This is a genomic window from Acinetobacter brisouii CIP 110357, from assembly GCF_000488275.1.
GTDB classification, from domain to species: domain Bacteria; phylum Pseudomonadota; class Gammaproteobacteria; order Pseudomonadales; family Moraxellaceae; genus Acinetobacter; species Acinetobacter brisouii.
In genome coordinates, this window is record NZ_KI530762.1 from 1,111,202 (window position 1) to 1,123,107 (window position 11,906).

11 protein-coding genes, 1 tRNA gene and 1 pseudogene are annotated in these 11,906 nt (G+C 41.1%); 10 read left to right on the forward strand and 3 right to left on the reverse strand.

What is annotated here, in order from left to right; genetic code table 11:
• Nucleotides 1–2: 2 nt before the first annotated feature.
• The 3 genes from P255_RS05185 to P255_RS05195 all read left to right on the forward strand — a co-directional run bounded on the left by P255_RS05185 (nucleotide 3) and on the right by P255_RS05195 (nucleotide 3,852).
• Nucleotides 3–347 carry a hypothetical protein gene (locus P255_RS05185; RefSeq protein ID WP_004901149.1) on the forward strand — a complete coding sequence of 115 codons (345 nt, stop codon included), beginning with the start codon at nucleotides 3–5 and terminating at the stop codon, nucleotides 345–347.
• A gap of 439 nt (nucleotides 348–786) precedes the next feature.
• Nucleotides 787–3,426 (forward strand): bifunctional aconitate hydratase 2/2-methylisocitrate dehydratase, encoded by a 2,640-nt coding sequence (locus P255_RS05190; protein WP_004901150.1) that lies wholly within the window; start codon nucleotides 787–789, stop codon nucleotides 3,424–3,426.
• Nucleotides 3,427–3,630: 204 nt separating this feature from the next.
• Nucleotides 3,631–3,852 carry a hypothetical protein gene (locus P255_RS05195; protein WP_004901152.1) on the forward strand — a complete coding sequence of 74 codons (222 nt, stop codon included), beginning with the start codon at nucleotides 3,631–3,633 and terminating at the stop codon, nucleotides 3,850–3,852.
• A gap of 153 nt (nucleotides 3,853–4,005) precedes the next feature.
• Here P255_RS05195 and P255_RS05200 read toward each other — a convergent pair whose 3' ends face one another.
• A complete protein-coding gene (locus P255_RS05200; RefSeq protein ID WP_004901154.1) occupies nucleotides 4,006–5,283 on the reverse strand; it encodes a sigma-54 interaction domain-containing protein in 1,278 nt (425 codons plus the stop codon).
• Nucleotides 5,284–5,465: 182 nt separating this feature from the next.
• Here P255_RS05200 and P255_RS05205 point away from each other — a divergent pair, with 182 nt between their 5' ends.
• The 6 genes and pseudogenes from P255_RS05205 (at nucleotide 5,466) to P255_RS05230 (ending at nucleotide 9,545) form a co-directional block, all read left to right on the forward strand.
• The gene (locus tag P255_RS05205) at nucleotides 5,466–6,170 is read left to right on the forward strand and encodes an MBL fold metallo-hydrolase (protein WP_004901156.1); all 705 of its coding nucleotides are present in this window, start codon (nucleotides 5,466–5,468) and stop codon (nucleotides 6,168–6,170) included.
• A 52-nt stretch (nucleotides 6,171–6,222) separates the two neighbouring features.
• A pseudogene (locus P255_RS05210) lies at nucleotides 6,223–7,443 on the forward strand (FAD-dependent oxidoreductase); the annotation flags it as partial.
• A gap of 25 nt (nucleotides 7,444–7,468) precedes the next feature.
• On the forward strand, nucleotides 7,469–8,263 hold the full coding sequence (locus P255_RS05215) for a sulfite exporter TauE/SafE family protein (RefSeq protein ID WP_004901159.1): 795 nt from the start codon (nucleotides 7,469–7,471) through the stop codon (nucleotides 8,261–8,263).
• Between the two features lie 12 nt (nucleotides 8,264–8,275).
• Nucleotides 8,276–8,689 carry a YeeE/YedE family protein gene (locus P255_RS05220; protein ID WP_004901161.1) on the forward strand — a complete coding sequence of 138 codons (414 nt, stop codon included), beginning with the start codon at nucleotides 8,276–8,278 and terminating at the stop codon, nucleotides 8,687–8,689.
• Nucleotide 8,690: 1 nt separating this feature from the next.
• On the forward strand, nucleotides 8,691–9,107 hold the full coding sequence (locus P255_RS05225) for a DUF6691 family protein (protein WP_004901163.1): 417 nt from the start codon (nucleotides 8,691–8,693) through the stop codon (nucleotides 9,105–9,107).
• Between the two features lie 204 nt (nucleotides 9,108–9,311).
• The gene (locus P255_RS05230) at nucleotides 9,312–9,545 is read left to right on the forward strand and encodes a hypothetical protein (protein WP_004901165.1); all 234 of its coding nucleotides are present in this window, start codon (nucleotides 9,312–9,314) and stop codon (nucleotides 9,543–9,545) included.
• 261 nt (nucleotides 9,546–9,806) lie between these two features.
• Here the strand turns inward: P255_RS05230 and P255_RS05235 are convergent.
• Nucleotides 9,807–9,882 (reverse strand) — tRNA-Asn (locus P255_RS05235).
• Between the two features lie 234 nt (nucleotides 9,883–10,116).
• Here P255_RS05235 and P255_RS05240 point away from each other — a divergent pair.
• The gene (locus P255_RS05240) at nucleotides 10,117–10,548 is read left to right on the forward strand and encodes a hypothetical protein (RefSeq protein WP_004901167.1); all 432 of its coding nucleotides are present in this window, start codon (nucleotides 10,117–10,119) and stop codon (nucleotides 10,546–10,548) included.
• Between the two features lie 84 nt (nucleotides 10,549–10,632).
• On the opposite strand, the gene P255_RS05245 is transcribed toward P255_RS05240, so the two are convergent.
• On the reverse strand, nucleotides 10,633–11,865 hold the full coding sequence (locus P255_RS05245) for a pyridoxal phosphate-dependent aminotransferase (protein WP_004901171.1): 1,233 nt from the start codon (nucleotides 11,863–11,865) through the stop codon (nucleotides 10,633–10,635).
• Nucleotides 11,866–11,906: the final 41 nt, after the last annotated feature.

Sequence of the window (11,906 nt, forward strand, 5' to 3'; positions counted from 1 at the left end):
GAATGAAGAAGATTTTGCTATTGGCGATGTCAGCAATGGCCTTGATGGGTTGCAGTAAACCTAAACAATTGCCTCCTCAAGAAGCATGGCAAAAATTTTGTTCAGTCATTCCAAGTGCTGCGGCCAACATCATGACTGATCGTCAGCAGGGTGTGAAAGAAGCCGATGCGCTAGAACACGCGAAAAAAATCCCTGATCAGCATGCTCAACAATATCTTGAGTCTTTAATTAAGGAAGCATACAAAGTACCTGTTTACCTGAACAATGACCAGCGCCAAAAAGCACTAGATGCGTTTACTCAGGGACGTGAGCAGGAATGTTTAAAGCAAACTGCTCAAAATAAGTAACACAAAAAGTTTGAGGAAAAGTGGTGGTAGTGACCACCATTTTTCTATTGAATAGTGAATCTAAGCAGCTTAATGATAATTTTTATCATTAAGTTATTTATTTTATTCAGGAAAATTCGTAAATTTGTCATCTATTTCCACTAAGGTGGAATAGGTATGAAAGAGAGAGTCTGCCAATATCTTGATGTTTCTTTGGTGATTTATCAAGGATGACATCATCGAGATTACCAAAGAAATAAAGCGTTAAGTAGGAAATCTATATTTATGTGATTAATTGTCTATATATTTCGTCAGGAAATAATGACCATTAAAAACTAATAGGTTACCTGCATTAACTTTTAACAGGAAGTTTAGTAGAATTTTGCTGTCCATATTACTTATGAAGCTTTTGGAAAAGCAGGAACTCATAAGTGATTTTTTAAAAAAGAGGAATAACACCGTGCTAGAAGCTTACCGCCAACACGTTGAAGAACGTGCCGCACTCGGAGTCCCACCGAAGCCACTTGATGACGCTCAAACTGCTGCATTAGTCGAATTATTAAAAAATCCACCAGCAGGCGAAGAAGCATTCCTTGTCGACTTACTTGAAAATCGCGTTCCAGCAGGTGTAGACCAAGCTGCTTATGTTAAAGCTGCTTTCTTGGCAGCGGTTGCAAAAGGTGAAGCGACTTCTCCACTGGTTTCTAAAGAACGTGCGGTTTACTTGCTAGGCACTATGCTTGGTGGTTACAACGTAGCTCCTTTAGTTGAACTTTTGGATGATGCTGAATTAGCAAGCTTAGCTGCTGAAGCATTGAAAAAAACTCTTCTCGTATTTGATGCATTCCATGACGTTGCTGACAAAGCGAAAGCGGGTAACGAAAATGCGAAAGCAGTTCTTCAATCTTGGGCTGATGCTGAATGGTTCACATCGCGTCCAGATGTTCCAGAAGAAATCAAAATCACTGTATTTAAAGTGACTGGCGAAACCAACACTGATGACTTGTCACCTGCACAAGATGCTTGGAGCCGTCCAGACATTCCATTGCATGCAAATGCAATGCTTAAAAACGAACGTGATGGTATCAACCCTGAAAAACCAGGTGAAGTTGGTCCATTAAGCCAAATTAAAGAACTTATCGCGAAAGGCAACCAAGTTGCTTACGTTGGTGATGTTGTTGGTACAGGTTCTTCTCGTAAGTCTGCGACTAACTCTGTACTTTGGTTCTTCGGTGACGAAATTGCGCACATTCCAAACAAAAAAGACGGTGGTTACTGCTTAGGTGGTAAGATTGCTCCGATCTTCTTTAACACAATGGAAGATGCAGGTGCATTGCCAGTAGAGATCGATGTTTCTAACATGAACATGGGTGACGAAGTTACTCTTAAAATCGATCACGCTGCTGCTAAAGTAACTGCGTTCAAAAATGGCGAACAAATCGCTGAATCTGAACTTAAAACTCCAGTACTTCTTGACGAAGTGCGTGCAGGCGGTCGTATCAACTTAATCGTTGGTCGTGGTTTGACTGCTAAAGCACGTGAAGCTTTAGGTCTTGCACCATCTACATTGTTCCGTACTCCAGTACAACCAGCTGCAACTGGCAAAGGTTTCACTTTAGCTCAGAAAATGGTTGGTCGCGCTTGTGGTCTTCCAGAAGGTCAAGGTGTAATTCCTGGTACTTACTGTGAACCAAAAATGACAACTGTAGGTTCTCAAGATACAACTGGTCCTATGACTCGTGACGAGTTAAAAGACTTGGCTTGCTTGGGCTTCTCTGCTGACCTTGTGATGCAGTCTTTCTGTCACACTGCTGCATATCCAAAACCAGTTGACGTACAAATGCAACACACGCTTCCTGATTTCATCATGAACCGTGGTGGTGTTTCTTTACGCCCAGGTGACGGTATTATTCACTCTTGGTTAAACCGTATGCTTCTTCCAGATACCGTAGGTACTGGTGGTGACTCACATACTCGTTTCCCAATTGGTATTTCATTCCCAGCGGGTTCTGGTCTTGTAGCGTTTGCTGCTGCAACTGGTGTTATGCCACTTGACATGCCAGAGTCTGTTCTTGTGAAATTCAAAGGTAAAATGCAACCTGGTATCACTCTACGTGACCTTGTGCATGCGATTCCTTACCGTGCGATTCAAGAAGGCGACTTAACTGTAGAGAAGAAAGGTAAGAAAAACATCTTCTCTGGTCGTATCTTGGAAATCGACTTAACAGAAATGGAAACTCAACTGACCGTTGAGCAAGCATTTGAACTTTCAGATGCTTCTGCTGAACGTTCTGCTGCTGGTTGTGCAATCACTCTTTCTGAAGAGAAAGTTGCTGAATACCTACGCTCAAACATCACAATGCTTAAGTGGATGATTTCACAAGGCTATGGTGATGCGCGTACAATTGCTCGCCGTGTTGAGAACATGGAAAAATGGTTGGCTAACCCATCACTTCTTAAAGCTGATGCTGACGCTGAATACACTAAAGTGTACGAAATCGACCTTTCTACAATTACTGAACCAGTTCTTTGCTGCCCGAACGACCCAGATGATGCGAAACTTCTTTCTGACGTTCAAGGTGCAAAAATTGATGAAGTATTCATCGGTTCTTGTATGACTAACATTGGTCACTTCCGTGCTGCTGGTAAATTACTTGATAAAGTACCAAGCGGCTCATTGTCTACTCGTTTATGGTTGGCTCCACCAACACGTATGGACGAGCACCAATTGATGGAAGAAGGCTTCTATAACACTTATGGTAAAGCTGGTGCACGTACAGAAATGCCAGGTTGCTCACTTTGTATGGGTAACCAAGCACGTGTAGCGCCAAACACAACTGTTGTGTCTACATCAACTCGTAACTTCCCGAACCGTTTGGGTCAAGGTGCGAACGTTTACTTGGCTTCTGCTGAACTTGCATCTGTTGCTGCGGTTCTTGGTAAATTACCAACTCCAGCAGAATATCAAGAATATGCTGCTCAAATCGACAGCATGTCTGCTGACATCTACAAGTATTTAAGCTTCGACAAAATCGAAGACTATACAAATGCTGCGGGTTCTGTAGATACTAAGAAAATTGCTGCTGCTCAGTTGACCTAATTTATTGAAAAATAGATTTAATTGAGTGAAGATAAGGGCTGATTAATTCAGCCCTTATTTTTTAGAATTAAAATGTTAGATGTCAACTTGCGTAAAATAGAAAAAATTCTTAGTTTGGTTCTTTTAAAAGTTAAAAATAATACAATCTCTTGTTTTACAAATAATGCAAAATGTCGGAGCTTTTAATTTTGGAAATTTTTAATAATGCCTAAACAATCCAGATTTTTCTGTATAGGTGGTTTTCTTAACGGTTCAAGTGTAAAAGACCAAGGTGAAAGCTTTGTTTGTGTGGAAAATGGCAAACAAGTTACTTACCGAAAAATGGAAATTTTCCATCAAGATGCGTGGGATCATGATTACTACGTTTGTGAAACCACGACAGACCAACAAGCACGAAACTGGGTTTATGATATCGAACCAAATTAAATGCCGATATTTTTATTCAGAGCATAGAGTTTAAAAGACAGGCAATAAAAAGCCCCATGGTTAGGGGCTAGTCGTATATGAATCAAGTCATATACTGTATGAGGCTCATCTCAAACTGCGCGTATTAAAGCATAAATTACGCTATATTCATACTTAAATATCCCATTTCTTCCGATAGCGCCACAGCGTGGTACGGCTAATATTCAACTCATCTGCAACCTTTTGTAAATCCTTGTTATATTGCTCAAGCAAATGCGCCAGTAATTCTTTTGTAATGCTTTTATTCGACAACGGTTCAGCGATTTGGGTATCGCCATGTTGAACATTAGAAATTTCATACGGCAAATCATTTACATCAATATAAGTTCGACCTTGCGACATCGCTAAAGCATAAAGTAATGTGTTTTTCAGTTCGCGGATATTTCCTGGCCAGTCATATTGCAGCATGATTTGCATGGCACGATGAGTCAGCATCGGTGTAGCTTGGTCTTGCGGAAGGCTGTTTTCCTGCAAGATTTTTTTAATGATTAAAGGAATATCTGCTTTACGTTCCCGTAGCGGTGGTACAAAAATCGGAATGACTCGTAACCGATACAGCAAATCCTGACGGAAACGTCCTAAACGCGCTTCTTCACGCAAGGCACGATGGGTTGCGGCAATAATTCGCACATCACTTTTTAAAGTCTTTTCACCACCAAGCTGTGTATATTCACCTGTTTCGAGAACACGTAGTAACTTGGCTTGTAGCTCCAGTGGAATTTCCGCCACTTCATCTAAAAACAGCGTTCCACCTGCAGCGCGTTCAAACACGCCTTTGTGGTCACGAATTGCTCCTGTAAAAGCACCTTTGACATGTCCAAACAGTTCACTTTCTAAAATATTGGCATTTAAACTGGCGCAGTTAACTGCGATGAAAGGGCGATTATGCCGTTCGCTATAGTCATGAATGGCTTGGGCGACCAGTTCTTTACCACTACCAGATTCACCACGGACTAACACTGGGAACTGCGTTGAAGCTACGCGTTGAATAATCGAAAACATCGCAAACATTTGTGGGGTTTGGCTGTTAAAGCGTTCGGCAAGCTGGAGTTCTGCTTGAGAAGGTTGTAACTGCGTAGTGGCTTCAGGTGTACAAATACTTGGGCAAGGCTGAAATAAATGCAGGTTATAAACTTGGCTTGCAATCTCAACAGGATGCTTAATATAAAAACTATTAAACTGATCGATATAGATTTCCTGAGAGGTATCTTCACTTGGATGCAAGTGTAAATATTGCAATAGTGTTTGCTGATGCAAGTCATGTTCATTTGAAGTTTGCCAGATGACTTGTTTTTCATCTAAAACAAAGACAGTCGCGTGATGAAATAAACTTTGTAACTGCTGTAAAAAAGCCTGAGCAGATGCTAACGAGTCAAAAAACAAACGATTCATAAGTTTTGATGTTTCAAATAATGTTTCAATTAATCTTAATAAATTTCATATGTAACATCAACATTTTTAGTTTAAAATATTATTTTAAATAAGATATTGAAATATAATATTATTATTTTTATTTAAAAGTTGGCATTAATTTTGCTATATTCAATATAAGCACAATGAAATGGAACATGACCATGCTTTTCAAACAATTATTCGAACCTGAAAGCTCTACTTATACTTATTTATTGGCCTGCGAGGATACCAAACAAGCAATTCTGATTGACCCTGTCGCATCAGAAATTGAGACGTATTTGGACTTGCTTGAACAGCACGGATTGAGCTTGGTATATAGCTTAGATACACATGTACATGCCGATCATGTGACTGGAGCGAAGCTATTAAAGGAACGTGCAGGTTCTAAAGCGGTGTTACATCGTAATTCAGGTGTACCATGTGGTGATATTTTAGTCACTGATGGCTGTTTATTACGAATCGGTTCAATTGAAGTTGAAGCACGTTATACACCAGGGCATACCAATGCTTGTACCAGTTATGTTGTTGATAACATGGTCTTTACAGGTGATGCACTCTTGATTGATGGATGTGGACGGACTGACTTCCAGGAAGGTGATGCAGGAACCTTATACGACAGCATTCACAATCAACTGTTTAGTTTGCCTGATGATACCGTGGTTTATCCAGGGCATGATTATAAAGGTCGCACCCACTCAAGCATTGGCCATGAACGCGAATTCAATGCGCGCTTAGGTCATAAGCAAACTCGCGAAGATTTTATTGAACTGATGAAACATTTGGATTTGCCATATCCTGCAAAAATTGATGTGGCACTCCCTGCAAATAAAGCCTGTGGAAATGTAGATGCAGACTGTAAGAAATAAGGAACAAACTATGCAACCACTTCAACAATCGAATACTACACATGTTCTTAAACATGACGTTGTGATCGTCGGCGGTGGTTCGGCAGGGATTGCCGTGGCATCAAGTTTATTGGCACGTTCACCTTATCTGAATTTGGTGATTATTGATCCCGCTGAAACGCACTACTATCAGCCAGGCTGGACCATGGTGGGTGGTGGTATTTTTAAGGTGGAATCGACAGGTCGTGCAATGTCTGATGTGATTCCAGTCGGTGCCAATTGGGTCAAGCAGGCAGTTGCAGCGTTTGAACCTGAGAAAAATCAGTTGATATTGCAAAATGGTCAGCAGATTGAGTATCAATCGCTGATTGTTTGTCCTGGATTGGTACTGAACTGGAATGCGATTGAAGGTTTGAGTGAAACTCTGGGTAAAAATGGCGTGACTTCCAATTACCGTCAGGATTTAGCACCGTATACATGGCAACTGGTACAGCAGTTAAAACAGGGTAAAGCGATTTTTACTCAACCACCAATGCCAATCAAATGTGCGGGCGCACCGCAAAAAGCGTTGTATTTATCTTCAGATTATTGGTTAAAAAACAATGTTCTGAATAATATTGAAGTGAATTTTTACAATGCAGGTGCAGTGCTGTTCGGTGTTAAAGAATATGTGCCTGCCTTGATGGAATATATGCAACGCTATAAAGCACATTTACATTTTGAACATAAATTGGTCAAAGTCGATGGTGCGAGTAAAACTGCATGGTTTGAAGTGAAAAAAGACGGAGAAACGACTCAGGTTTCGACTCAATTTGACATGTTGCATGTTGTTCCGCCTCAGCATGCACCCGATTTTATTCGTCATAGTGCATTTGCCGATGCTGCTGGCTGGTTTGAGGTTAACCCTGAAACATTGCAACATCCACGTTATGCGAATGTTTTTGGTTTAGGTGATGTGATCAGTGCCAGCAATGCTAAAACGGCTGCGGCTGCACGAAAGCAAGCCCCGATTGTGGCAGTTAATGTTTTAACTTATCTCAAAGGGCGTAGTGATTTTTGTCATTACGATGGTTATGGTTCCTGTCCACTAACAGTTGAGCGCGGCAAAATCGTACTGGCAGAATTTGGCTATGGTGGAAAATTGCTGCCTTCATTTCCGCGCTGGTTATGTGATGGGCAAAAACCGACCAAGCTGGCGTGGTTTTTAAAAGCGCGTATGCTGCCAGAAATTTACTGGAAAGGCATGCTTAAAGGGCATGAATGGCTCGTCAAACCAAAACGCCATGCGGCTTAATTTGGCGTTATGAGAGAAAATCGTCATGTGGATACTGGTTGTTGAAGGCCTTGCCATTGGTTGTCTATTGGGGTTAACAGGGGCAGGTGGTGGTATATTGGCTGTGCCTGCACTTATGGCATCTCAGGGGTGGACGGTAGCGCAAGCTGCACCAGTGGGGTTGTTAGCTGTAACTTTCTCGACATTTATTGGCACGTTGCAAGGCCTGTTCAAGAAAATTGTTCGCTATCGTGCAGCATTGTGGATTGCACTCGTGGGTATTCCTGCATCACATTTGGGAATCTGGACGAGTCAGCATACTTCACCAATGTGGTTGAGCTTACTGTTTGCTTTGGTGATGTTTGTAGTGGCATATCGGCTATTTAGTCATCCGCATGAAGATTTTCATAATCCGCCTTGCCGAATCAACCCTCATACGGGTAAGTTGCAGTGGGATATTCCAACTGCCCTGATTTTAGGGGGAATCGGGATAATCGCAGGGTTTCTGACGGGGTTGCTTGGTGTTGGTGGTGGTTTTGTGATTGTGCCAGCACTAAAGAAAACCACGAATCTAGATTTGCATAGTATTGTTGCAACATCCCTGATGATTATCTTTTTGGTGGGTGGTTTAAGCATCGGGTTACATGTTGTAGAAGGCTTTGTTTACCCAACTACGGTAACGGTAGTATTTGCTGCTGCCTGTTTGACTGGGTTATTGTTGGGTCGACAAGTTGCAACACGTATTTCAATTCATTATGTGCAGCGAATTTTTGCAATTACGGTCATACTAGTGGCTGTACTGATGCTGTTTAAATCACTTAAAGCTATTTTTGCCTTATAGGAGTCTTACAATATGCATGAATATGCTTTGGCATTCTGTGGCGGTGTACTGCTCGGAATAGCAACCATTAGTTACTTGTATAGTGTTGGGAAAATCGCTGGAGTCAGTGGGTTGATTGCCCAGATGCTGACACCTAAAAGCTGGTTCAGCACGCCCGCATTTTGGTTTTTACTTGGGCTGATTGTGATGCCATTTGTTTATCATCAGTTTTTAGACTTGCCTGTAGAGGTTAAAGCATCGCCTTGGGTATTGATGCTAAGTGGATTGCTGGTGGGTGTGGGAACACGTCTAGGTTCGGGTTGTACCAGTGGGCATGGGATTTGTGGGTTAAGTCGTTTGTCGACACGATCTTTTGTTGCAGTGGGCTGCTTTATGGCATGTGCGTTTTTAACTGTATTGGTTACGCGTTATCTTTTGGGTGGCTAACATGAAAAATCTGATTGCATTTATTTGTGGTGGCGTATTTGCATTGGGGCTGATGCTCTCAGGTATGTCGAACCCTGCAGTGGTACAGGCATTCTTCGATGTGTTTGGTGCATGGAGTCCACGCCTGATGTTCGTGATGGGCGGAGCAGTGTTGATCTCGTTCTATCCATTTCAGCGTGCAATGCGTCAAGAGCATCCAAAGACTATTTTTAATGAACCGATTGATTTGCCAACAAGTAAGATCATTGACTCACGATTAATTATGGGTTCAATCCTGTTTGGTATTGGTTGGGGTTTGTCAGGTATTTGTCCTGCACCAGGTTTAACCTTGCTTGGACTGGGGCATTGGGAAGCATTGTATTTTATTATTCCAATGTTGCTTGGCATGTTCTTATACAAACTGAGCCAAAAAGCTTAAAAACTTCAATCACCATTTCTAAAGCAAGGATGCTTATATGAAATGGCTTTGTATTGTGCAAAAACTGCACAATATTAATGCAATAAAAATTCCTGAAAGGAATATTTAAAATATTTTAATATAAAAATGATATAAAATAATGACTTATTGTTTTGGCATATCCCTTGCATTTTAAATTATACAACCCGCAAAGGAGAACACGCTATGACTGAACAGAGTATGTTTAAAATAAAAAATATTCGCCTGACTGATCCGCGTACTTGTGAGCTGTATATGCAACATAATGATACGGCTTCAGTGAAAGGCTGGGTGATTCAGTGTAATGCTGCTTTATCGAACCAGTTTCATGAGCATTTGAATCAGTTGTGCCAATCTGAAAATCCATTTATTGCTTTACTGCAGTTGAAACAGTTCCATAAAGTCGAAGTATTATGTTAAACCCTAATCTGACTTAAACGACAGCAAGCACTGGTCTTTGCTGTCGTTTTTGTTTCTACAATTTTCATTGCACTTAAAGTTATTTATGAATGACGACTTTTGCCCCGCAACAATACTAATCATGGGATTGGCATAACCTGCGTGTACTTGGCGACATAGTAGTAGGGTATTTTCACATTGCCAAAGAAGCAATTACGGCGTTTGAAGCAGAATAACAGACATAAAAAAGCCCGCTTTAATGCTGCGGGCTTTTTTGCATTTTGGCTCTCCAACCTGGGCTCGAACCAGGGACCTGCGGATTAACAGTCCGTCGCTCTACCGACTGAGCTATTGGAGAATCTGCAGGCGATTATAATGTGATTTTAATAAGGGTCAAGTAAAAATCTAGGGCAATTTTTTGGATGTTGTATATTTAAACAAATGCTCAAGCGATATCTAAAAAAGTTATTTTTTTTTGAATTTTTTTGCTAAATTAAAAAAATAAATAGGTCGTTTAAAGTTTTTTAAATTTTAAACAGTGTGGATTTAACCCAACTTGCCAGCACACAAATGGCTAAATCGGAGGCGCAACATGCCAACTCTTCGCATTCAAGATATCTTTGCAAACTTTCAATTTTACAAAGAAAACTACCTTTCCATTTTAAAAAATCCGCAAAGTTATTATCAACCCGTTGCTGATGCCTGTATTCACTTTGCCATTTTGAGTGAACAAAAAGTTTATTTGGGTGATTTGTTACAACTGTGGTTTGGTGACAAATGGACAGAGCATCAAGCTCAGCAATTACAAAGAAGTGAAGGTAATTACTGGCAGCCTGTGCAGCAAGATTCTTCAATTAATGATATTTTTGTGTTTGCAATACAAGGACAAGGCATTGGAAAACATGCCAAAGCACTGGCATGGTCGCAGCATGATGCTCAAATCCGTGAAATTTATTTAGATCGTGTCTTGCCTTATTATTTTAATTTTATTGCGTTAGAACGCCCAAAACATAGTGCGGTTTAAATCGCTCTTTTTATTTTACGTTTTTCTTTAGATCATAAAAAAACCCATCAGAAACTGATGGGTTTTTTGTATCGGCGTAATGAATTACGCTTTTTTCTCAGCTTCGATTGAAGCAATCGCAGCATCTACGCCTTCAATTGATTCAGCAGCTTTTTTGATACGCGCAAGAGCATCAACAAGGACTTCGTCAGCAGTCGCGTAAGAAATACGCATGTAACCGCCTAAACCAAATGCGTCGCCAGGAACAACTGCAACACCAGTTTCTTCAAGTAACCATGCAGAGAATTCTGTGCAAGATTTTAAGCCTTTCGCACGAATTAACGGACGGATATTTGCATACGCATAGAACGCGCCGTCAGCAGGTAGGCAAGAAATCCCTTTAATGTCATTCAAACCGCTTACAACCAAGTCATGGCGGCGTTTGAACGCTTCGATCATTGGTTTTAGGACGTCTTGAGGACCATTCAATGCAGCTTCAGCAGCAACTTGTGAAATTGAAGTCGGGTTTGAAGTTGATTGAGACTGGATTTTTTTCATCGCACCGATCAGTTTTGCAGGACCCGCTGCATAGCCAATACGCCAGCCAGTCATCGCATATGCTTTAGATACACCGTTCAATACAATAACGCGATCGTAAAGGTCTGGTGCAACAGTTGCGATGTTATAGAATTCATCGTCCCAACGGATTGGTTCGTACATGTCGTCAGATGCAACCAATACTTGTGGGTGGCGACGTAATACTTCAGCCAAAGCTTCTAGCTCAGCTTTGGTATAGATCATGCCTGTTGGGTTAGAAGGGCTGTTCAATACCACTAAACGAGTATTTTCAGTGATCGCAGCTTCTAATTGTTCAGGGGTAATTTTGAAACGTTGTTCTTCACCACATTTCACAATCACAGGTGTACCTTCAGCGATAATCACCATGTCTGGATAGCTTACCCAGAACGGTGCAGGAATAATCACTTCATCACCTTTGTTTAACAAAGCAAGCGCCAAGTTAAAGAATGATTGTTTACCACCACAAGAAACCAAGATCTGGTTTGCTTGGTAGTCAAGGTTATTGTCGCGTTTCAGCTTAGCAATAATTGCTTTTTTTAAGCTTGGCGTACCATCAACAGCAGTGTATTTTGTAAAGCCATTGTTAATCGCTTGAATAGCTGCATCTTTGATGTGTTGCGGGGTATCGAAATCAGGTTCACCTGCACCCAAACCAATTACATTCTTACCAGCAGCTTTAAGTTCAGCAGCTTTATTTGTTACGGCAAGCGTAGGAGACGGTTTGATAGCGTTTACACGATCTGACAGACGTACGTCCACTGCGATATTCCTTCTTTAGTGGGATTAAAAATAAAAGCATC